At 54.0% G+C, this 23425-nt stretch carries 19 protein-coding genes and 1 pseudogene; 12 read left to right on the top strand and 8 right to left on the bottom strand.

Features of this window, described 5'->3' with window-relative positions; translation table 11 throughout:
* From OEV49_16775 to OEV49_16795, 5 genes and pseudogenes are all read right to left on the bottom strand, one after another.
* The coding region (locus OEV49_16775; GenBank protein ID MDH3892718.1) for a hypothetical protein at positions 1–1108 on the bottom strand (1108 nt) is incomplete at its 3' end.
* Entirely contained in the window at positions 1105–2484 is a 1380-nt protein-coding gene (locus OEV49_16780; protein MDH3892719.1) for a M48 family metallopeptidase, read from the bottom strand. The genes OEV49_16780 and OEV49_16775, both read right to left, overlap by 4 nt.
* A 143-nt stretch (positions 2485–2627) precedes the next feature.
* Positions 2628–2914, bottom strand: a pseudogene (locus OEV49_16785) (GIY-YIG nuclease family protein).
* Between the two features lie 41 nt (positions 2915–2955).
* The gene (locus tag OEV49_16790) at positions 2956–3915 is read right to left on the bottom strand and encodes a hypothetical protein (protein ID MDH3892720.1); all 960 of its coding nucleotides are present in this window, start codon (positions 3913–3915) and stop codon (positions 2956–2958) included.
* A 238-nt stretch (positions 3916–4153) separates the two neighbouring features.
* Complete coding sequence (locus OEV49_16795) at positions 4154–5212, bottom strand: class I fructose-bisphosphate aldolase (GenBank protein MDH3892721.1); 1059 nt, start codon at positions 5210–5212, stop codon at positions 4154–4156.
* Between the two features lie 191 nt (positions 5213–5403).
* Here OEV49_16795 and OEV49_16800 point away from each other — a divergent pair, with 191 nt between their 5' ends.
* Together OEV49_16800 and OEV49_16805 are read left to right on the top strand one after the other, a co-directional pair.
* Positions 5404–6297, top strand: coding sequence for an ABC transporter ATP-binding protein (locus OEV49_16800; protein MDH3892722.1), 894 nt, complete (start codon positions 5404–5406; stop codon positions 6295–6297).
* The gene (locus OEV49_16805; GenBank protein ID MDH3892723.1) at positions 6294–7586 is read left to right on the top strand and encodes an ABC transporter permease; all 1293 of its coding nucleotides are present in this window, start codon (positions 6294–6296) and stop codon (positions 7584–7586) included. The genes OEV49_16800 and OEV49_16805 overlap by 4 nt, the downstream gene beginning before the upstream one ends.
* A 47-nt stretch (positions 7587–7633) precedes the next feature.
* Here the strand turns inward: OEV49_16805 and OEV49_16810 are convergent, their stop codons facing one another.
* The 3 genes from OEV49_16810 to OEV49_16820 form a co-directional block, all read right to left on the bottom strand.
* Positions 7634–8215 carry a GNAT family N-acetyltransferase gene (locus OEV49_16810; GenBank protein ID MDH3892724.1) on the bottom strand — a complete coding sequence of 194 codons (582 nt, stop codon included), beginning with the start codon at positions 8213–8215 and terminating at the stop codon, positions 7634–7636.
* A 303-nt stretch (positions 8216–8518) separates the two neighbouring features.
* Entirely contained in the window at positions 8519–10969 is a 2451-nt protein-coding gene (locus OEV49_16815; protein ID MDH3892725.1) for a carbohydrate binding family 9 domain-containing protein, read from the bottom strand.
* Positions 10970–11462: 493 nt separating this feature from the next.
* Positions 11463–11798 (bottom strand): STAS domain-containing protein, encoded by a 336-nt coding sequence (locus OEV49_16820; GenBank protein ID MDH3892726.1) that lies wholly within the window; start codon positions 11796–11798, stop codon positions 11463–11465.
* Positions 11799–12450: 652 nt separating this feature from the next.
* On the opposite strand from OEV49_16820, the gene OEV49_16825 reads away from it, so the two are divergent.
* The 10 genes from OEV49_16825 (at position 12451) to OEV49_16870 (ending at position 23422) form a co-directional block, all read left to right on the top strand.
* Positions 12451–13062 (top strand): TetR/AcrR family transcriptional regulator, encoded by a 612-nt coding sequence (locus tag OEV49_16825; protein ID MDH3892727.1) that lies wholly within the window; start codon positions 12451–12453, stop codon positions 13060–13062.
* A 399-nt stretch (positions 13063–13461) separates the two neighbouring features.
* Positions 13462–14589 carry a benzoyl-CoA reductase, bzd-type, subunit N gene (gene bzdN / locus OEV49_16830; GenBank protein ID MDH3892728.1) on the top strand — a complete coding sequence of 376 codons (1128 nt, stop codon included), beginning with the start codon at positions 13462–13464 and terminating at the stop codon, positions 14587–14589.
* Between the two features lie 19 nt (positions 14590–14608).
* Entirely contained in the window at positions 14609–15913 is a 1305-nt protein-coding gene (gene bzdO, locus OEV49_16835) for a benzoyl-CoA reductase, bzd-type, subunit O (protein MDH3892729.1), read from the top strand.
* 288 nt (positions 15914–16201) lie between these two features.
* Complete coding sequence (locus tag OEV49_16840; protein MDH3892730.1) at positions 16202–16981, top strand: acyl-CoA dehydratase activase; 780 nt, start codon at positions 16202–16204, stop codon at positions 16979–16981.
* Positions 16981–17871 carry a benzoyl-CoA reductase, bzd-type, subunit Q gene (gene bzdQ / locus OEV49_16845; protein MDH3892731.1) on the top strand — a complete coding sequence of 297 codons (891 nt, stop codon included), beginning with the start codon at positions 16981–16983 and terminating at the stop codon, positions 17869–17871. Before OEV49_16840 ends, bzdQ begins: the two co-directional genes overlap by 1 nt.
* A 45-nt stretch (positions 17872–17916) precedes the next feature.
* On the top strand, positions 17917–18198 hold the full coding sequence (locus OEV49_16850; protein MDH3892732.1) for a ferredoxin family protein: 282 nt from the start codon (positions 17917–17919) through the stop codon (positions 18196–18198).
* Between the two features lies 1 nt (position 18199).
* Complete coding sequence (locus OEV49_16855; protein ID MDH3892733.1) at positions 18200–20593, top strand: FAD-dependent oxidoreductase; 2394 nt, start codon at positions 18200–18202, stop codon at positions 20591–20593.
* Between the two features lie 501 nt (positions 20594–21094).
* Positions 21095–21352: a hypothetical protein gene (locus tag OEV49_16860; GenBank protein MDH3892734.1), complete on the top strand. Its 258-nt coding sequence runs from the start codon at positions 21095–21097 to the stop codon at positions 21350–21352.
* 60 nt (positions 21353–21412) lie between these two features.
* The gene (locus OEV49_16865) at positions 21413–22438 is read left to right on the top strand and encodes a zinc-binding dehydrogenase (GenBank protein ID MDH3892735.1); all 1026 of its coding nucleotides are present in this window, start codon (positions 21413–21415) and stop codon (positions 22436–22438) included.
* Positions 22439–22567: 129 nt separating this feature from the next.
* Complete coding sequence (locus OEV49_16870) at positions 22568–23422, top strand: 3-hydroxybutyryl-CoA dehydrogenase (protein ID MDH3892736.1); 855 nt, start codon at positions 22568–22570, stop codon at positions 23420–23422.
* Positions 23423–23425: the final 3 nt, after the last annotated feature.

Below are 23425 nucleotides of genomic sequence, written 5' to 3' on the forward strand. Positions count from 1 at the left end.
CGAATGTCGTCTTCTGATTGAAGTTCAATCGCGGATACCATTCCGCTCCCGCCTGCACAAAGAATTCCCCTTCGTGCCGTTCGGCAATCTTCCCGTGGTAGAAAAATGTAAGAGTTGTCGTTGTCCCAGTCTCGGGTACCTCTTCAAGGAACAGATACAAACCATCGGATCGGTTTTTTTTCTTCTCCCATCGCTTGAAACGGAGAGACCGCCCCGATGAATCGAGAATGCTGTCGACCTCCAATTTCGGGTGCAGATTCAAGGCCACGATCTTTAGCGGAGCCAATACTTCGCATGATAACTCCGCCTGACAAACGCATTCTCCACGACTATCAATCGAGGTTGCGATCTCGTAATGAACCGGGTCCCACCGTATTCTGTTGACCTTGTGGTCACCAGCGGCTTCCGCTACTGAAGGCGGAGAGTAGCTGCAGATTAACTCCAACCATTTCCGAAGGGGGAACAGCCCAAAGGTCTTGAAAAAACGGACTTCCTCCCTGGCGAATGGATAGTATCGATAACAGACTCGTTCGGTACCGTCCGGTTCGACATTAACCAGCAAGTATGGTTCGACGGCAGGTTCTGTGAGACACTTCAGAGCGCGGTAGATATTGCCCCGCCGCTCGTGATGAACCAATTGACTATGGGCCTTCCGAAAACCCTTTCTGGTGCCGGAGGCAACCGATGATTGAGACCGGGTGCACGAATCCAGTATGAGCTGGTGGATTTGATGGCCGAACAGAAGCTCGGCTGATTCGATGGCACGATTGAGTGAGTCGGTCTCGAAAAATCTCAGCAGTTGATCGCGCTCCAATGGCACCGACGGATAGAACTGGAAATTGCCCTTACCCTCAAAGTAGCCCCCAAAACAGAGCGGAGTGCCGTCGATTTCGACCGGCTCGCAAAGATAGATCCGTCCGGAGTCCAGATACAGAGTCATATCCCGATGTTCGATGGTTAACCCGGACACCTCGTAGACAGCCGTGTCGTCAAGGGTCGGATCATACATGATGTCAAAGGCCCGCTCAAGCTCCAAACCAGTCGAGGCCGATCCCGGTTGGACCAGGCCGGTCAGGCACAGTAATAGCGTGACTATGTGAATCCTCATCGGCGGTAACCCCTGACAAACTCCGTGCGCTTCTTTAGAGCGGGATGAGTGTAGAACCAGAATTCAATCAGCACATGTGGATCGGGGTCGGACAAGTTGTACACCGACAGTTTGTCAAAGGTGACGGCCGCGGTTTCACCGGAGACACCGGTTACATCCATACCGAACTTGTCGGATTGTCGCTCCATGTACCGCGAGGCGGAATTGGTGATCGGTTGAAAGACAAAGTTGATTACGAGAACAAAGATCAACACCAGGGGCAAGGAGGCCATGTCCGACAATTTGTCGAAGCCCAGGCGGGTGCGAAACCTGTGTATGACGCCGTGAATGGTCTTATCCATCAACCATAAAGCGAACATGATAAAGATGATGGCCACTGCCAACCCCCACCATAAATGGTTCATGAGATAGTGGCCCATCTCGTGACCCATGACATAGCGGATTTCATCGAGAGTGAAGTTTTCGATCATGGTGTCATAGAGCACGATCCGTTTGGTGCCGAACAAGCCGGTCACGTAGGCGTTGACTTTGGATGACTGTCTGGAGCCGTCCACCTGAAAAATATCGGAACCCTCAATCCCGGCCGATTCGGCCAGGGCGAGAATCTCTGCTTCAAGCTGCTTGTCTTTGAGAGGTTCAAACTTGTTGAACAAGGGTGCAACAAACACCGGAACAATGACGATCAATATCACTACAAACGGTATCGCCCCCAGCGAAAAGGCCAGCCACCACCGCTTCATTTTGGACACCAGCCAATAGAAAAACCAAACAGGGATAATACCGACGATCAGCCCAAGCAAGAGGCCGAGCAGATTCTCACCCCACCATTGCATGAAAGTCTGGTTCAGAAACCCGTAGTTGTTCTCGACTATGAAACTGCGGTAGATAGTGAACGGCAGATTGAGCATGTAGTCGACAAGCGAGATGAAGATATAGAAAACCCAAACGGCAAAGAACCTGAGCCTGATGCGACAGGCAAGATCGCGGAGCTTCGCAGACAGTCCGGTTAACAAAATGAGGGCCAGGGTACCGATGCCGATGAGGAAGCTTGCGAAACGCCAGATGTTCCTGAAACGCGAGTAACTAATCAGCTCTTCCTTGCGTTCCGGCGACATCGGGTATAGCGATTCCGGTGTCTCAGTCTTGTAGGGCAGGTCTGTCTTCAGACCTGCCGACAAAGGCGGGTCCACGCCGCGGCGCGCGGGCAAAGACGGGCCTGCGCTACTCTGTTGCAAAGAGTCAGCCTGTCGCTCGCCTGAAGAATCGTGGTCCGGACTGTCAGCGGCTGCTATGTGGCAGAAGAGCAAGCAGGATGCGAGGGTCAGCAATGTCGCAATCACAAATCGTCTCTTGAGCACTCGGCGGGTGGTATTCATGGCGCGACTCTCCTATCGATGTCTTCACCTCACCGGTAAGATACTCGTCGACATTCGTTGGACAAGGAAGAAATCTGCGCTGTGGCGACAACCTGTCCTGTGTACGCCGCGCTTGTCATTCCCGCGAAGGCGGGAATCCATTCTTACATCAACTGAGGGTATAGATCGTCCCAATCGGTGTTCTTCGCTTCAATCACAAGAATCTTCCATGCCCGTCGCCATTTCATGATTTGCTTTTCGCGCGTTATAGCGCTGTGTATGTCGTCATGCACCTCATAGTAAACTAAGAGATGAACCTTGTACTTCTTGGTGAAACCCTCGACGCTTCCGGTTTTGTGTTGGTAGATTCGACCGACAAGGTCGCTTGTCACCCCAGTGTACAGTGTACCGTGCTTTTACTGGTAAGGATGTAGACAGAGTACTGTGACATAGTAGAAGATGGACCCCCGCCTTCGCGGGGGTGACAGAAGCCTATGCGGTGGGATACTTGATATCTATTGTCACCTGCATGTTGTCCTTCACTTCATGACTCGCGAGCATCTTTGCCAAGGCATCATAGTCTATCTCGACAAAAGGTTGCCCAGCTTCTGTGTCAAACCTGTACGAATCGAAGTCAACAAATGACACAAGGCCCTTCTTTTTGCGACCCGAGTGAACATGCGGGAAAGTAACCTTTACCTTGAGTTGAGCAGGATCCAACGGCTCTTTCTTTAGGTCGTAAGAGAACCGCTTTTGTCGTGCCTTGATCTCTTTGAGCGCAAGTTGGTCTGTCTCAGTTTCCCACTGTACCGCCGCCAGAGGCTTCTTGTACGAAGTGCCAACTCTCGTATTCTGCACCGTGTAGTGAATTGACATTGGTTTGTGTTCCGCGACTCCTTTAATGAAGACGGACTCTTTGGCGAACAGCTTTCTGGTGGAAGGATGTAGTAATTCAAGGCCGAATCCCTCATCAAATACTATACCGGAAGGCCTGGCGATGTCCATCAATCTGGACGCCACATTAAGAACAGTGCCGGAGTAGTCCAGGATCGTTCTTCCCGCGATCAACTTTGTAACGGGACCGCGGCACAGGCCTATGCCTATCTTATCCGGTACAGCAAAGTTGATCATCGGATCGTTCCTGCAGATTGTGTTAAACTTCTTGACAAGGGAAAGGCACCACTTAACGGTGTCCCGTGCACGGTCCTTTAGCGTCCATTGATCGTAGGGTACAACTACCAACAGACCGTCTCCAGCCGGCTTGTAGTACGACAAATCAGGGATATACTCATCGATAATAGTCATGTAAACGCGTTTGATGAACATCGCTGTATCGGGCGATTCGACTCTCTTGCCAAACTCCGTAAAACTGCGGACGTCTATATTTGCAGCTATCACATGCTCCGACGCCCCTGTGGCCTTTTCGAGGAGTCTGCGGAATGTCTTGTGCATACATGCACCCTCCATCTTAGTCACATTTGATCACCGATGCCGATTCAAAGGTAGGATGTGCCCTGCTGTTGCACAAGTGAAAAGATGGACCCCCGCCTTCGCGGGGGTGACAGAGGGCTGCGGGGGTGATACCCATAAATGGGTATCTTACGCTTTGCACCCGGCGTTGGTCGCACCCTTCGACTGCGCTCAGGGTGACTGGAGTAACGCGCGAAGCGCGAAAGAACCCATTTATGGGTTACGCCACCGTCACTTCATCGCACAGGTAGACATCCTGGATGGCATTAAGCAACGCAACGCCGTCTTTCATCGGCTTCTGAAAGGCTTTGCGTCCGGAGATCAGACCCATGCCGCCGGCCCGTTTGTTGATGACAGCCGTGAGCACTGCCTGGGCCAGATCCGACGAATCGGACCCGGTGGAAGCACCGCCTGAGTTGATCAATCCGGCCCGCCCCATGTAGCAGTTGGCCACCTGGTAGCGGGTGAGGTCGATGGGGTTGTCGCTGGACAGTTCGTCATAGACCTTTTTGTGCGTCTTGGCGAAACTGATAGCGTTGAAGCCGCCGTTACATTCGGGCAGTTTCTGTTTTATAATGTCGGCTTCGATGGTGACACCGAGATGGTTGGCCTGTCCGGTCATATCGGCTGCGGTGTGGTAGTCGGTGCCGTCCTTTTTGAAACCTGAGTTGCGAAGATAGCACCACAAGACCGTGAACATACCCAACTCGTGTGCTTGCGAAAAGGCCTCGGTGACTTCTGTAAGCTGCCGCATCGAGTTGTCCGAACCGAAGTAAATCGTGGCGCCGACACCGACCGCGCCCATGTTGAAAGCGTTCTCGACCGAGGAGAACATCACCTGGTCATGCTTATTGGGATAGGTCATCAATTCGTTGTGGTTCAGTTTCAGAATAAACGGAATCTTGTGGGCATACTTGCGGGCCACGGCACCGAGTACGCCGTAGGTCGAAGCTACGGCATTGCAGCCGCCCTCAATAGCCAACTCGACGATTTTCGCCGGGTCGAAATAATCCGGGTTGGGAGCAAACGATGCGCCGCCGGTGTGCTCGATGCCTTGATCCACCGGCAGAATCGAAAGGTATCCACTGCCGTTCATGCGACCGGTGGTGAACATCCAATTCAGTGAGCGCATCACGGCCGGGGTGCGATCCGACTGGGCCACGACACGGTCTACAAAATCCGTACCCGGCAAGTGCAGTCGTTCCTTTGGTATCCCTTTGCACTTGTAGCTGAGTAGGCCCTTATCATCTCCTAAGTACTGCTCAATCTTCGCAATCATGTCCTTATCTCCTGAAAACTTGACATTCTATCCTGGCGCCAATAAAGAACGGTTCAAGACCAAACGCAACGTCAAAGGGGCAGCAAGCTGCCTTTTTTTCTCTGACCCCGTTTGACTGGTGCCCATGGCACAGTTATATTCGCCACAACGCAACCAAGTTAAGAAGTGAGCGTATCAAACGAACATAAGCCATGATCAAAGCTGAAAACCTCACCAAGCGCTTCGGCGAAATCACCGCCGTCGATGACATCTCCTTTGAGATACACAAGGGAGAAGCGTTCGGGTTTCTCGGGCCGAACGGCGCGGGCAAATCCACGACGATAAACATGCTGGCCGGGGTGCTGGAACCCGATCGGGGCGGTATCTCGATCGATGGTGCTACCGATCCGACCCGGACACAGGTGCGGCGGTCACTCGGTATCGCGCCGCAAGCGTTGGCTTTATACGATGAGTTAACAGCCGATGAAAACCTGGCTTTCTTTGGACGGCTGTACGGTTTGTCGGGTAAAGCCTTGAGCGCACGAGCAGACTGGGCGCTTGAGTTGGTCGGGCTGACGGGGCGAAGGCGGGACCGTGTCAAAACATATTCGGGCGGGATGCAAAGACGTCTTAACCTGGCCTGCGGATTGGTACATGATCCACAAGTGCTGCTGCTCGATGAACCGACGGTGGGTGTGGACCCGCAGTCACGTAATCTGATTTTTGAAAAAGTCAGCCAACTCAAAGCCGAGGGACGCACCGTTCTTTATACTACTCATTACATGGAAGAAGCCGAGCGGCTGTGCGACCGAGTTGCCATAATCGACAACGGTCGTATTATGGCCGTCGACAGTGTTGAAAACCTGATCACCAACCACGGCGGACCCTCTTTCGTGAATGCTCAATTGTCGGCGCCTCCGGAGGAGACTGCAGGACTTCCGGGGACGCTCGACGGGCTGAACCTGAGAGTAGAAACAGACAGCCCCATGGATACAATTGCCGATTTGAGTGCCAAAGGTCAGTCCTTTGTCACTATGCGCATCGACCAACCGAATCTTGAGACGGTGTTTTTGAACCTAACCGGCAGAAAGCTGCGCGACCAATGAGAACGCTGTTGATAATTGCCGCCAAAGACCTGCGCCTGCTCGCGCGGGATCGGTTCGGCCTGTTTTGGGTGCTGGCTTTCCCGCTTATGATGGCTTTGTTCTTCGGCGCCATATTCAGCGGCGGTTCGGGCAATCGTGCCGAGATGAAGATTGTAGTTGTAGATGAGGCGCAGTCGGAACAATCGGCGGCGTTTGCGGCTCGCCTGGACAGTTCTTCAGCTCTACGTGTTACTGTATCCCATGCCGATTCTGCCCGCTTATTGGTACGCACCGGCAAGGCGGTAGCTTACCTGATTGTTCACCCCGGTTTTGGTTCGCTTGAGAACATGTTTGCAGGAAACGGGACGACTCTCACCGTCGGAATTGATCCAGCCCGTAAGGCCGAAGGTGGATATCTGCAGGGTCTCTTGATGGAAGCCTGGTTTTCGATGATGCAGGATCGATTTTTCAACCCATCCAAGTCCCAGAGATTCCTCTCGAACGTTGTTGAGCAAATTGAGTCCGATACAAACATGAATGCGGGACAGCGCGAAGTGCTCACCGGGTTCTTTGGAGACCTCGAGCAGTTTATGGGCCAAGTCGACACCGGTGTCCTGGCCGGCGGCTCGGCGGCGGACAGTGGCGGCGGGGCGAGTACAGGCTTGGGACCAAAGATCGAGGTTGAAGAAGTAGTTCGTCAACAGAGCGGCCCGCGGTCATCCTGGGAAATCACTTTTCCACAGGCACTCATGTGGGCATTAATCGGGTGCACGGCCGCTTTCGCCATATCAATCGTGTCCGAGCACACCCGCGGCACACTTTTGCGATTGCGTCTGGCGCCGCTGTCGCGCGCCCACCTACTGGCCGGGAAAGGGCTGGCCTGCTTTTTGTTCTCGATAGCGGTTTGTTCTCTGTTATTACTGTTTGCCAAGTTGGTCTTCGGCATCAGTACGCCCGACCCGGTGCGACTGGCCTTAGCCGTAGTCGCCTGCGCCGGGTGTTTCACGGGCCTGATGATGCTGATGAGCGTCCTCGGCAAGACCGAGCAAGCGGTGGCCGGAGCCGGCTGGGCAATCATGCTGGTAATGTCAATGACCGGTGGCGGTATGGTACCTCTTATGGCGATGCCGAACTGGATGGTAACCATCAGCCATATCAGTCCGGTCAAATGGGGGATACTTGCCCTCGAAGGTGCGATCTGGCGCGGCTTTAGTTACAGTGAGATGGCTCTGCCGCTGGGGGTTCTAATCGGTGTCGGGGTGGCCGCTTTTACTGTCGGCGCGGTGATCTTTCGGCGCGTGCATGGGTGAGATTGAACCTGCCGTGGCAGGAGCAGAGTCCGCCGCGGCGGACTGCCCTACGATTGTCGCTTTTCCCAATCCGTTCGAAATACCATGTAGATATAAGAGTGCACATCGCAGGTGTAATCCCGCATGTGCTCCGGGAAGCGATAAACATCCTCACCGATTCGTTTACCACCCACCGCTTCCTGCATCTTCTGCGACGCAACGTTGCTCTTGTTGGGATCACCCTGGACCGCCACACAGTCGGTGTGTGTGAATAAGTACTCCAACAGGCCTCGTTTGACTTCCACACCGTAGGCATTCCCCCAGTGCTCGGGAAGCAGTTTAACATCTGTGCGCGAAATACCCTTGTCGTCGGGCCGATACAGCCTGCATTCCCCGACTGGGGTGGCTGAGTCCTTCAATACTACAACCAGCAATGACTCGTATTCGGATGGACTCTGGTCGGCGATTTGTTCGGCGATTTTTTCTCGCGATGTTTTCAGCCCGTTGGGAAAACCGACATTGGTCATCACCTGAGGATTCGTCCACAGGCTGTGATACATTTCGATGTCGGCCTGGGATGACAAAGCCTTGCGGATAAACAGCCGGTCGGTTTCGATGATTGCGTTGTGTTGGCCATTATCGTCGGGCATGTCCTACGATAGGTCTTTGCCAAGGGAGTGTCAACCCCGACCTGCGAATAAGATGCTTGTCCACCGTCCCAAACAAGGTTTGAGACGGCCACCCGCCGATGGCTGTCAGGCGAGTCACCTGACAGCACCTTCATCGCGAAGCACATCACCGTGTGATATTGAGGGTTTAGCAACAAGCCCCAAGGTCCGGGCCACCCGCCTTGGTCAGCGCGCGAAGTGCGAAAAAGTAGGCTAGCCTACAAAAAAGGGGCCGCACAAGGCGACCCCATCTGAGAGTCAGTTACTCCCATCGAAGTGGGGCTTCTATATGTTCAACCAGTAGCTCGCTTTCACCAAGAATATGTTCGAGGCGCCTTCAGAGAAGAAACGATCGAAATCGCGAGACAGGTTAAGGTCATTGACCGTATCGTCGACTTCCGGACGCGAACGTGTCCAGACAAAATACAGCGTACTGCCCGGCAGGTACTCCCATCGCATCAGCAGCGTCGAGTTGAGCGACGAGTAATTGTAGTCACTATTGGGAGCATCAATACCACCATAATCACCGACAGCACTATACTGGTTGCCGCCTTCGTAGAGACGATAGTCCTCATAATCCAACCCGGCCAGCAAGCCGTTGGCCGACAACTGACACGAGAGATTCTTGTGCAGCATAAAACTGGCACTGACATTCAGTGTGACCCGTGTTTGATCGAGGTCGGCAAACAACGTTACCTCTTCGTTTGTAATGGAATCCACCGGGTTACCCACCCATCGTCTCTGGTCGTTGTCCTTCAGGATGTTGACACCCAGGCCGTATTCCATATTGGCTGTAGGTCGGAATTCAACGCCGGTATAGTGCGCCCACCAGGATCCAAAGCGAGACTGACCACTGCCCGGATTGAGACTGAAAGAGACTTTCTTACGACCGTCGGTATGCAGCGACGCCCACCAGCTCCATGACTTTGGGCGCTCCCAGAGTCCCATGCCGCGCGTTTCCCAATCGCTGTAATCGTCAATACTTTGGCTGAGCCCGCCGCCGAGACTCCAGTTGTTAATAAAATCCAGGTAGAAATTGTAATTCCAGCCTTTATCGATATTGTCGCGGGCATAATTCCAACCGGCGTAGATATTCATGTTGTGGTAGGTGTTACGGAAGACAAACCAGTCGTCCTGAGTGCGATACTGAAGCCAACCATAGAAGGAGCGTATATCGTTGCGGCTGGTGTACCCCATCCGGTTTATATACAGGTTCTGGTCCTTGACCGTCCCCCCGATGGAACCGCGCCAGTGTTTGCCGGCCGCTTTCTGAAGCTCGACCGCCATTCCAAAGCCTACCGGCTCACCGGAATTACGGCTGAACACGGTCTGGCCGCCGAATCCCCAGGTGCCGTTGTTGGTATAAAGTTGCCAGTCCAGGCCGCCGGTGGTGGCCGGGGTGCGTGTCTTCTGGCTGGTCGTGGTCACAAGGACACCGACGTATGAGTTCGACAGCAGATCCTGTTTGACCCGCAAGACGCTATAGTTGGCCGACGGCTCGACCACGCCGGTTCGTTCTTCACCGTCGACCGTCAGGTAATCGGCGCTCTCTTCCTTTGTTACGGCATTGAGAAATCCCAGCGAGGTCCCGCCGGAGAGTTTACCGGTGATTTTTGCCGCACCGAGGATAGTCGCTGTTTCGGGATAGTCGGTGTACACATCAAGATCGTCATCGTCAACGCCGCCGGTGATAGCTCGCCCGATACGGCGCGAATTCAACAACATGAATCGCGTACTGAACAGATCGGAGCCCTCGATAAAGAACGGACGTTTCTCGCTGAAGAAAGTCTCGAACGGTGACAGGTCCAACACCGGACGGTCCAGTTCCACCTGTCCAAAGTCTGGATTAATCGTGGCGTCAAGAGTCAGGTTCGACGAAATACCATACTTCACATCGAAGCCGACATCACCCAGCATGTCCCGCCCGTTCGGGTTGCCAAGATGACTCGGCTCGGTCTGAAATTTGGATACCGCGTATGGTAAAACCTGTAACTGACGAACCGGCTCAATACCGGTGATCCCTTCCAGATGCCCAAACTGCGATACCGACCCACCCTCGGTCGAGGGTGAGAACTCCCACCAGTCAACTTCGGCCTTGCGACTTATATATCGAGTGACATTTACACCCCAAACATGTTCGTTTTTCTTTGTGAATCTGAGATTATGATACGGAATCTTGAATTCGGCCGCCCATCCCCATGGATGGATAGCCACTTCACCCTCCCAGATTCCATCCCAGGATTGATCCATGTTGACGTCATCGAACATTCTGAAATCACGCTGGACGCCCGAAGCGTTCAGCCGAAACTCATACCCGGTTTGATGATCATGGTAGGGGTCCAGCCGGACTCTAACATAGTCGGCCTCCGACCATCGATCGCGCCTGACCATCTGCTGTTTAATTTTCTCCGGCTCTGAGTCGAAACACCAGAACGCAAAGTAAATAGCTTCGTCGTCATAAACCGTTGCCACCAGCGTTGACTCAGTTGCAGTTTCACCTTCGTCGGGTTCCATCTGCAGAAATCCCGTCACCTTTTCAATCTTGGCACTCTTCCAGATTTCATCATCCAGTTTGCCGTCAATCGATGGAGCATGGGGATTGATTCGAACCGCCCGCATGATACGGACATCGTCATTTTTGTCTTTATCGGTCGGTTCTGTGTCGGAAAATACGGTGGTCGTGAAGAGTGCGCATAACAGCGCAGCGGTTGTACAGAGGAGAATCCAAGTTCTCACGTCTTTTACCTCCTGTCAAGAAGTCTATCTCACTATTGGACAGCACAACCCTGCGAAACAAATTGAAACCCTCTGACGCGTCCCTGGTCCTCGCTGTTGCGCATCGCAGCGGAGAACCTAGTAACAAATTAACTAATCTACCCAAGTCATTACGCACCCATGATCGCATAGTTTCATTTCGGTTGGCGAAAAACTAAGAAATTAGTAATTAATTGAAATTTCGGACGTTTCTCGTAGGGTGGGTCCGTCTTCGCCTGCGCGCCGCGGCGTGGACCCGCCTTTGTCGGCAGCTAATGCTGTAAGACGACTCGCCTGACAGCCGGTGGGTGGCCGCCTCAAACCTTGTTTGGGGCGGGAATTCGCATGAACCACCCCCAAACCGAGTTTGAGGGTGCCACCCGAGGCCCAACACCACCTGGATTTACGGGCAGGTATGCCAAAACAAAAGCCCCCGACGGGGGGCTTTCGATAATCGCTTTGCTCGGGAACGCTGCTATGCGAACGACTGGAGCGCTTCGGTGCGGCTGTCGTAGTGCTCGAAAACACTGATCAGGCGGGTAATAGTCAGGATCGACTCGATTTTGGTGATATTGGCCAGTACCAGCCGGCCGCCCGAGTTTTTGACGGTTGTGAGGGCGGAAATCAGCATCCCCAGTCCGACAGAGTTTACCCAGTCGACTTTGGAGAGATCGACCACGATGTTCTTTTTGTTCTGGTTGATATACTCATGGAGCTTGCCGTGGAACATGGTAGTTTCTTCGCCGCCCATGATTTTGCCCGAGACATCCAGGATGACAATGTCGTTTTCCAAAGAATCATCAAACTTCATCGAGATTCCCCTTCTCCTGTGGCTTTGCCACTATCCGTTAACTTTTCAGGCACCAGCCCGGGTCGAAGTGTCAAACAGGGACTGTGTGCATCCATTTACCTAATTACTGACTTGAGAATGTAGGCTCTGCCGTTTCAAAACACAAGCTGTTTCTGAGGGGTGATAAATCACTTTTTGCGCTTCGCGCCTTTGAAACCACGCCTTGCGTTAAGTCGTGAGGTTGGGCTTTTCTCTTGTAGGGAGTCCGCGGTGGAAGATTAGCGGTTCTGCCGCTGTTGGTGTGGTGAGTGGCACCCTCAAACCCGGTTTGGGGGTGATCTTCTCCCGTCTCCAAACCGTAGGTCGAAACCCCTGTGGTTTCGACATCACGCGCTTTGCGTGGTAGTTTAGTTCTGCCGGTCAGTTCGAGGACGGGCCCGCCCTACTAAAGAATGAAACCCGGGGCAAGTCCGGGCCACCCGCCGCCCCAAACAAGGTTTTAGACGGCCACCCATAGCAGTAGTCTTTCTCTTACTCTCGGCCCACCACGCCCAAATGAAATCGGGTTTCAATTAGGATAATTTCAACCACATTTTTCTCTTGACCCCTCTGTCGATAACATAGTATAATTAGAACGAACGTTCGATTTAATTTGACGATTGGACACAGAACCATGCTACCGGCAATCAAAACCGCTAACGCACCGGCTCGACGAAACCGCCAGTACGAAAAACGACTGGCATCTATTCTCAAAGCAGCATCGCATGTGATCGCCCGCGATGGTTTCGAAGGCGCTTCGGTGCGCGATGTTGCCGCCCGTGCAAAGATCAATCTGTCAGGTATCTATTACTACTTCACCAACAAAGATGAAATGTTGTACGCATTACAGCATCACACGTTCTCGACGTTACACGATACGTTGGAGCAGCGGCTGCAATCGTGCGAGACAAATGAGGCTCGCCTGCGCGCCGTGGTCGACAACCATTTTGAGTTCTTTGTCGAAAACATGGATGACCTGAAAGTGTGTGTGCACGAAATGGAATCGCTGTCGGGCAAGTACTACCGTGAGGTGCTAAACGTCCGCCGCAAGTACTACCGTTTGGTACGCCAAGTGGTCGCTGAGAATCTCGACGGGCGCAGGCATGATGCCGATATGGCGGCGTTGTTCTTGTACGGTTCGCTCAACTGGGTCTACACCTGGTATGATGCCGACAAGAATTCAGATATCAGTAAACTGTCCGATCAACTCTTGAAGATTTACTTGAATGGAATAAAGGTGTCGTGATGAGGCGAAACGGTTCATTGCGTTGTGGTGATCGAGTCTTCAGACTCGGTCACAAGTCAATGACAGCATACCCACCCCGGCGCGATCTGAAGATCACACGGGCACAACACAGCGGCTTTCCCGTCATTGTGAGCGACCCCGCGTTTCGCCGGGGGCGGCAATCTTACGAGCAATTGAAGGCCCACTGTTCGACTGCGCTCAGGATGACATTGGATGAGATTGCCGCGGCACGCAAGGCGCGCCTTGCAATGACGGTACCGTGGCTGGTCCTCGTTTTTTATGCGAGATTTGGACCGCCGGGTCACAATCTCGCTCATCGCGAAATCAGGACCCAGCGGAACGGAAGCATGATGGCGCATCACAACGGAATACAGACCGCATAAGGATATCAGGAGGTTTATGTTTTCACAATTCTTTGAATGGTACGACAAGCGTCACGACTACGCGCGCGATTGGTTGAGCAAGAACGACGGTGAGGTGGTTGGTTGTTTTTGCAGTTATGCACCGGAGGAGTTGATTTACGCCAACGGTCATCTGCCGGTTCGGATGCTCGGTTCGCACGAGCCGCAGGATGTCACCGAGCCGCATATTTTCGGCATGTACTGTCCGTTTTGTCGCGATGTTCTGGCCCAGGGTCTCAAGGGTCGTTTCAATTACATGAAGGGGATCATGCTGGCCCAGTCCTGTTTGCATCTCAGGCAGTCGTTCACATCATGGCGCAACCATGTGCCGGTCGATTACGCCTACTATCTGTACATGCCCAACAAAGTGCAGACTGAGCACTCGCGCGAATATCTGAGGGGGGAACTGGGCAAGTTTCGCGCTTCGCTGGAGGAATGGTCGGGTCGCAAGATCACCGATGAGGCACTTAAAGAAGCATCCGAACTGTACAACGAGAGCCGTGTCCTTGCCCACGAAGTTTACAATCTGCGCAAGGGTCCCAATCCAGCCGTGACAGGGTTGGAGGCGATGGTGATGGTGGCTTCGTCGTTCTTTGTCGACAAGAAAGAGCACAACGCCGAATTGAAACGGATTCTGCCGATGTTGAAGGAGCGTACTCTCGACCGTGAAACCGGTGCGCGTCTGATGCTGGTCGGATCTGAGGACGACGATACCGAATTTGTCAAGATGGTCGAGTCGGTCGGCGCGACTATTGTTACCGATGATCACTGCACCGGATCGCGCTATTTCTGGAACTCGATTGAATATACTACGGGCGACATAGTCCACGACATCGCCAATCGCTATGTCGACCGCCCCGCCTGTCCCACCAAGGATTGGGAGGAGCGCACGCGCTTTCCGCACATTTTGCAGATGGCCAGGGATTTCAATGTCGACGGTGTGTTACTGATTCAACAGAAGTTCTGCGATCCGCACGAATGCGATATGCCGCCGCTTAAGGAGTTTCTGAACGAAAACGGTTTTCCCACTCTGTTTTTGGAATTCGATGTAACCGTGCCGCTCGGTCCCATGCGCATCCGGGTCGAAGCATTCCTTGAGATGGTTGGCGAAGAAGAACTGTTTTGATAGAGAGGATGATGACTATATGGCCCAATACAAAACCGCACCGCTTGAGAGTTGGACCAAGGCCAAAGAACTCAGGCTGAAGTACTACCAGGATTACCAGGAGGCACACAAAAACGGCGGGCTGCGCTGGACCGGGGGAGCCTGGGCGTTCGATGCTATCCCGGCCGGGCTGGGTCGCGACGTTTACAATATCACCGGCGAACCTTATGGCGCCTCGATTGCCTTCGACAAAAAGCTCTCGATGGAATGTATGGAAGCAGCCGAAGCCAAAGGCTGGGCGCGTGACCTTTGCAGTTACATGCGCAACTACTGGGGCTCGATGTACTTGAACAAGTATGCCTTCGGCGGCGAGTATCCCAAGCCCGATTTCTGTTTCCAGGATCATATTTGTTGCAGTCACGGCAAGTGGTATCAGCACGTGGCCGAGTACAAAAAGATTCCGTATTTCTGCATCGATGTATCGGTGGGTCCCTACGAAGATGTCGATGAGAACCGTTTGATGTTCGTCGTCAACCAGATGCATGAATCCATCGAATGGCTGGAGAAAACAACCGGCCGCAAGTACCAGGACGAACTGCTGATCGAGGCGGTCAAGAATGAGTTCCGCTCAACCGCGGCCTGGGCTGAAGTCTGCTATCTCAACATGGCCAGGCCGGCGCCGCTGGACGAGAAAACGATGTACTCGCTTTACGTGCACGGTACTTTATCCAAGCACTCCGGGGAGATTGCCGATTTCTACGAAGAACTGCGCGACGAGGTGCAATACCGAATCGACAACCAAATCGCGGCCGTGCCCAACGAACGCTGCCGCCTTATGTCCGACACGCAACCGCCTTGGGGATTTTTGAAAGTCTTTCGCTATCTTGAGAAGTTCGGCGCGGTGTCGATCGGTTCGCTATACACCTTCGGGCTGATCGGAATCTGGGAAGATAAACCGGACGGCACCTGGGGTCCACGCACGACGCCGATGCAGAAAGGTGAGGAGATCACCACTCGCGATCAGGCCCTTCGCCTGCTGGCCGACTGGAATCTGGCCAAGCCGGAGTGGCAGCATTTCTATGATCCCAACCTGAAGACCAAGATGATGCTGCAAATTTGCAAACAGTGGGAGGTAGACGGTGTCATGCTGCATCTGAACCGTGGTTGCGAGGGTCTTTCGTGCGGTATCATGGAAAACCGCCTGGGTATCGCCGAGGCCGGTGTGCCGGTGATGACTTTCGAGGGCAACATGGGTGACGAACGTGAATTCGACGAGAAGCGCGTTATGGCACGGATTGATTCGTTTATGGAAACCCTCGATATCGAGATGTTGCAAGAGGCGTAGTAGTGTGCGTGGTGTACGTCCTCGTGCGTCGTTCCATGTCATGCTGAGCGCAGTCGAAGCAAAGAGGCAGATGAGGACATCCGCCGCCCACACAATGTTGCAGGAGGAGTAGAGGATTGTTGAATCACACCGCGTCAGAAACAGAAGTGCAGGCCTGGGGCGATGCTTGTCATTCCCGCGCAGGCGGGAATCCATCCGTTAAGACCGGCCAGTGGATGCCCGCCTTCGCGGGCATGACAGACCTGGCGAGGTTGGCAACACTTACAATTGAAGACGACAGGAGGTATGATGATTACTGCTGGAATTGACGTAGGCTCGAAGACGATTAAGGTAGTCGTTCTCAAAGATGGAGCCGTTATCGGCAAAGCAGTCACCGCGACCGGTTTTGACCAAGCCCAATCAGCCGCCATGGCTCTTGGGGCAGCCGTCGAGAAGGCTGGGATCGATGCGTCGACCATCGCGCAGATTGTTTCCACCGGGGCCGGTCGCAAGGCAGTGGAGCAGGCCAACAGCCAGGTTACCGAAGTGGGCGCCGACGCGGTTGGTACTGTGCACGCCGTACCCGAGGCGCGCACGGTGATTGATGTCGGCGCCGAGGAAGGACGCGGCATCAAAGTGAGTGGTGAAGGAAAAGTGGTCGATTTTGCGGTGAATGAAAAGTGTGCCGCCGGCGCCGGGTCGTTTGCCGAGTCGATGTCGCGCGCCCTGGAGGTCACTCTTGACGAGTTCGGCAAGTTGTCACTTGAGTCGACCAGGACAATCCCTATGAACGCCCAGTGCACCGTTTTCGCCGAGTCGGAAGTGGTGTCTTTGTTGCATGCCGAGACGCCCAAAGAGGACATCTCACGCGCCGTGCACGATGCTATAGCCAGCCGAGTGGCTTCGATGGTACGAAGAGTGGGCTTGGAGCAGAAAGTCGCGTTGATCGGTGGCGTGGCATATAACCCTGGGTTTGTCGATTCGCTCACACGGACTCTCGAATGCGAGATTGTCATACCCCAAGACAGAGAGTATGTTGGCGCTCTGGGCGCTGCCCTGGTGGCCGTCGAAAGGAGCAAGAACGATTGATGACTGAAAACAAACAGGAATTCTGGCGCTGGTCCGAGTATAACTGGCGCGATGAAAACAAAGACTGGCGCGAGGGTGACATCGTAACGGCCGGGATCGATGTCGGATCGGTTTCCTCGCAGGCGGTTATATGTGTCGATGGTGAACTCTATGCTTTCAACAACGCTCGCACCGGCTCCAACTCACCGGACTCGGCCCGTCGCGCCCTTGACGGCGCCATTAAAAGTACCGGCCTGACTATCGAGGATCTCAAGTTTGTCGTTGGGACCGGGTATGGACGGGTTAATGTACCCTTTGCGCACAAGGCAGTCACTGAGATAGCCTGCCATTCACGCGGGGCCAATTTTATGGCCGGCAATGATGTGCGAACCATTCTCGATATGGGCGGACAGGACTGCAAGGCTATCCACTGCGATGAAAAAGGCAAAGTAACCAACTTCAAGATGAACGACAAGTGCGCCGCCGGTACCGGGCGCGGTATGGAAGTCATGGCCGACCTCCTGGAAGTGCCAATCACCGAGATAGGTGACCTGTCGTTTGAGGTCGAAGAAGAACCGCCGCCGGTGTCATCGACCTGCGTCGTGTTTGCCAAATCCGAAGCGATGGCCTTGTTAAAAGACGGCTGGCCGAAATCAAGAGTGCTGGCCGCATACTGTTCGGCTATGGCTCAGCGGGTGGCATCTCTGTTGGAGTCGGTCGGGATGCAGGAGAAGTTCTTCATTACCGGCGGCATCGCCAAGAACCGAGGAGTTGTTCAAAGGCTGGAGAAGATTCTCGGGGTAAACGCAATTCAGACCAAGTTCGATTCTCAGATCGCCGGCGCCCTGGGAGCGGCACTGTTCGCCAAAACCTTGTACGAGAAGCGTCAGGCCAAAACTGTTGCCAAGTAAGGCCGCTCAGTGTAGTATGGAAGTACCAAAGCGGAGAAAGATAGTATGAAGGCGAACTACGGATACACCGACGGGTCCGGGGATTATTACATCGCCATCGAAACCGAAGGTTGTCTGAAATGCACCGACCATAACTGTGTCGATACCTGTCCGCAGGATGTCTTTGACATCATAGAGGACGACTACGACGACCTGGTGGCGGCGGTCGTGGAGGAACATAGGCGTTCGTTGGCCTATGTCTGCTCAGAGTGCAAACCGGCTTCCGATCCGCCGCCGTTGCCGTGCGTAGAGGTTTGTCCGCAGAACGCTATCAGCCACTCGTGGTAGCATGATCGTCGACGGCAAACAACTAGAGGCACCTGGTAGTCAGAGTCTTCTTTCGACCCTGTTGGATAATGACATTTATGTCCCGCACATTTGTCATCATCCGGCTTTACCGGCGTGCGACGACGACGGTTGCGGTCTCTGTGTGGTACAGGTCAACGGCGATGCATCACCGGTGCGCGCCTGCCGGATTGCCTCGGATACGGTCAGCGAAGTGACGACCGACAGCGTTCAGATCAGGGAAGCGCGACAAAGAAGTCTCGCCAAAATACTCACCACCCACCCCCACGCATGCCTGACATGCTCCGACGCCGAGGGGTGCACCCGAACCAGTTGTACCCAGAATGTTGAAGTGCCGGAACGATGTTGTTCGCTGTTTGGAAACTGCCAACTGCAGGACGTCGCCGCCTATATCGGTATCCCCGATTTCACTCCGCGTTACAAGTCGGACGGGCTGCCAAAAGTACTCGACGAACCGTTCTATAACTTCGATTACAATCTCTGTATTGCCTGCACCCGTTGTATCCGCGCCTGTCGCGATGTCAAGAAGGTCGATGCGCTCAAGCTCACCGAAGAATTCGGACGACCGGTTGCGATACCGAAATCCGGCAGGCTGAAAGAATCCGGCTGTATCTTCTGCGGTCTCTGTATTGAAGTATGCCCCACCGGCGCCATGATGGACAAACCGTTTGAGAGTGATCGCAAGGAGGATGCGGTGGTACCCTGTCGCGCCACTTGTCCGGCCGAGATCGACGTACCCTTGTACGTCCGGCTGGTGGCCCAGAAGCGCTACGGCGAAGCGGTCGCGGTCATTCGTGAGAAAGCGCCTATCCCCGGTATTCTGGGCCGGGTATGTTACAACCCATGCGAGCAGGGCTGCCGTCGCAAGACCTGGGATGAGCCGGTGGCTATTCGTTCTCTCAAGAGATTCGCCGCCGACCATGATGATGGACATTGGAAGAGTCAGCTGGTGCTGAAAGACCAATCAGGCAAGAGGGTCGCGGTTGTTGGGGCCGGACCGGCCGGGTTGACGGCGAGCTACTACCTAAGATTGTCGGGACACCAGGTAGACCTGTACGACCGTATGAAAAAACCCGGCGGGATGTTAAGATATGGTATCCCCAGATTCCGTTTACCGGAAGAAGCACTGCAGATCGAGACCCAGGCAATCCTCGACCTGGGCGTTACCTTTCATCCGCAGTCACCGATTGACTCGCCGGATGAGCTGTCCGGTTTCGACGCTGTATTCTGGGCGACAGGAGCAGCCCGCTCGGTGGCCCTGGCCAAAGGTTCACAGCAGGAGGACATCGCACAAGATGGACTCGAACTCTTGCAACGAATCAACGACGGTGAGAAGATCGATCTTTCGGGACGGGTAGCTGTGATCGGCGGCGGCAATGTGGCCACCGATGTCGCTCGCTCGGCCCGTCGTTTGGGGGCGGACAAAGTGACGATTGTCTATCGTCGCACTCGCGATGAGATGCCGGCCTATGAAAACGAAATCGACGAGGCGCTGGCCGAAGGCATTGAAATGCGTTTTCTGCACGGCCCAGTTGGTGTCAAAAAAGAGAATGGGCACCTGAGTGTGACATTGCAAAAGATGCAACTGGGTGAAGCAGACAGTTCTGGCCGACGTTCGCCGGTGCCGATTGAAGGATCGACCACAGAGATGCAGGTCGATCATGTAGTGGCTGCTATCGGCCAGCGCGTAGAGACTCTGGCGAAGTTTGGTGTCACGACTAAAGGAACCATTGAGGTGTCGCCATTGGACAGCATGACTTCACGCGAAGGCGTATTTGCAGGAGGAGACAACGTGTCGGGACCGTCATCGGTGGTCGCGGCGGTCGAGGCAGGTCGTCTGGTCGCCCAGGCGGTCGACCGCTATCTCGGAGGCGACGGTGAATTGCCTGCCTATGGCATTGCCGCCGACAAAGACCCGGCGGCATCACAACATGCAACCACATCTCTTCAGTCACCACACTGTCTGCTGGTGGAGAAGCGGGACGGATTCGATGAGATCGAACAAGGTTACGACGATACCACCGCCGTTGCGCAGGCGTCACGATGCAGCCGCTGTGATCTCAGGCTGAAGGTCCCGGCCGTTCAATCGCCGCCGGAGGGGCTCGACAAGTTCAACCAGGACGGCGTGGCAACCGTGCCGACTGAGGCGGGTGTGTTGCTGCTTTACGACCATGATAAAAACGTTGTGCTGGTTGCCGGTGCGGAGAACATGCAGGCTCTCGCCGACGAGAAGCTACAAGATGGATTTGATGCTGATTTCCTGAGTTTTGAACCACATCAGATGTATACTCAGCGCGAGTCAGAAATGTTGTCGCAGCATTTGCAGAAACACGGCAGCTTGCCGACCGGTAACGACCTTGATGATGAGTTGTTCTAATAGTGACATGCCTCAACCTTGTCATGCCGGACTTGATCCGGCATCCAGTCTTCTCTTCGGGTGGCCGTCTCAAACCTTGTTTGGGACGGGAATCCTTCAGAAGAAGAATCACCCCCAAAGAACTTTGAGGGTGCCACCCCTGATGGGGTCCGTTTGTATGACAGTATGAGGTAGGTCAGGACCCTTGTGGTCCTGACAATTGAGTCAGGTCCGTAAAGGACCTGACCTACAAGAGACCGGCCTTCGCCAGTATGACAAACGTTTTGCAGGTGCGTCTTGCTCCCCTCTTGAGAGGGGATTCAGGAGTGTGTTACTGGGATCATTAGAAGAAGAAACACACCCCGCCCTTCGGGCAGCCCTCTCAAGAGGGAAAAAGAACGGCAGCCCTACTGTCAGCCTGAGCGAAGTCGATGGGTTAAGTCGCGGAACTTGAATGGAGGACATAGGTCGAGACCCCTGCCCCGAAGGGGTCGCAATGCGAGGTTTCGACACCGGTAGATTATGAGCACTGAATTGATCGAAAAACTCAAGGCCGAAGGCTGGACCCAGCAGTTCACAGCCTCAGGCGTGCGGCTGGAAGAAGCGATTGACAACTACCGGACGCTGGGATTTGAAACCAAGACAGTCCCGGTCCAACAACTCGGATGCGATGGCTGCACGATATGTTTCGAAGACGCCAACGACTCTTCCGTTATGATATTCACCCGACCCACCGGCAAGCCGCTTGACGACGATCTTTACGAATCAGTTGACGAGTAGACCGGATTGTATTATCCATTAAGGCGCTCACGCTAACTGTGGTGACAAAAGGAGATTGTAATGAAGGCCGCCGTTTTTCATGGACCGAAACAGCCTCTGAAAATTGAAGAAGTTCCCACGCCCACTCCCGGACCCGGACAGTTGCTGATAAAGACAGCGGCTTGCGGTGTCTGCCACACCGACATCGGTTACATCGACCACGGCGTTCCGACATTCAAGAAACCACCACTGATCCTCGGCCACGAACCCTCGGGCACCGTAGCCGGTATGGGCGAAGGGGTCGACGGTTTCAAAGAAGGTGACAATATTCTTTTGCCGGCGGTATACACATGCGGTAACTGTCGTGCCTGTCGCACCGGGCGTGAGAATATTTGCGACAGCATGATCATGTTCGGCAACAATGTCGACGGCGCCTACGCTGAGTACTTACTGGCACCGGCCAAAGACACTTTCCATCTGCCAAAAGAGATACCGCTTGTCGAAGGATGCATCATTGCCGATGCTATCTCGACGCCTTACCATGCCATTGTCAACCGGGCGCAGGTCAAGCCGGGTGACTCGGTGGTGGTGATCGGTTGCGGCGGTGTCGGCATCAATTTGGTGCAGATGGCTGCAGCCGTCGGCGGTGCCGTGATCGCGGTAGATATCTCAGAGGAAAAACTTGAGTGGGCCAAAAAACTCGGCGCGAAGGCTGTCATCAATCCCAAAGAAGATGAAAAATGGCCCAAGACGGTCAAGAAGATGACCGGCGGTGGGGCCGACATTGCCATCGAAGCTATCGGCAACGCCAAAGTTATCGAAACCGCCTTTGCCTCGTTGCGCGTTGGCGGACGATTGGTGGTGTTGGGTTACAGCGCTGAGAACATTTCGCTTTTTGCCGGGAAGATCATGTTTCACGAGATGGAGATTGTCGGCTCACTGGGTTGTCGACCGGTCGACTATCCCAAACTGATCGAGATGTGCCGACTGGGGATGATCAAGGTCAAGGAATTGGTCACGGCTCGTTTTTCATTGGATGATATCAATGATGCCTTCGACCATCTCAGAAAGGGGGCGGGCCTCCGCTCGATTATAACCTTTGAGTAGGTTCGCACGTAGGCAAGAGCAGTTGGCTCATGCCACCCATTCACGAGAACAAAACAGGAAATCACCGGCCGCTTTCCAGCGGCCATCACATTGGATAGTTTATCGTTTTACTGCACGAAGGGAGATAACATGGCAATCACGAAACTAGGCATCTGCGGTCTGGGGCTGATGGGAACGGGAATCGCCGAGATCGCCTCCAAAGCGGGTATCGATGTCGTCGCTATGGAAGTGGCAGACAAATTCCTGGAAAAGGGAATGGGACGGATCAACAAATCACTTTCGCGAGCGGTCGACAAAGGCAAACTGGATGAAGCCGGTAAAAAAGCGGTGCTTGACAAAATCAAAGCGACCACCGATGTCAACGACATGGCCGACTGTGATCTGGTGATCGAGGCGATTGTAGAAAACCTCGATGAAAAGATCAAGCTGTACAAGACGCTCGATGGCATCGTCAAGAAGGATGCTATCTTTGCTTCGAATACATCGTCACTATCGATAACCGAGATGGGCGCTGCTACCGATCGACCCGGTCAGTTCTGCGGACTGCACTTTTTCAACCCGGTGCCGGTAATGAAGCTGGTCGAAGTTGTCAAGACTGTGGCCACCAGCGACGCCACTTTTGAATCGGCCAAGGCGTTCGGAGAAAAAGTCGGCAAGGTAGTCGTGTCGTGCAAGGATACCCCGGGTTTTGTGGTCAACCGTCTGTTGGTGCCCTACCTGCTCGATGCCATCCGCGCCCTCCAGGATGGTGTGGCCACCAAAGAGGATATCGATGCCGGTATGAAACTGGGTTGCGGCCATCCGATGGGACCGCTTGAATTGACCGACTTTGTCGGCCTTGACACCACCTATTTCATTGCCGAAATTTTGTTCGCCGAGTTTAAGCTGCATCACTACGCAGCACCGCCTCTGTTGAAGGCGATGGTAAAAGCTGGTTATCACGGTCGCAAGTCCGGGCGCGGCTTCTACGATTACAGCAAGTAGCAG

It is taken from the genome of Candidatus Zixiibacteriota bacterium (assembly GCA_029860345.1).
GTDB lineage: Bacteria > Zixibacteria > MSB-5A5 > GN15 > FEB-12 > JAJRTA01.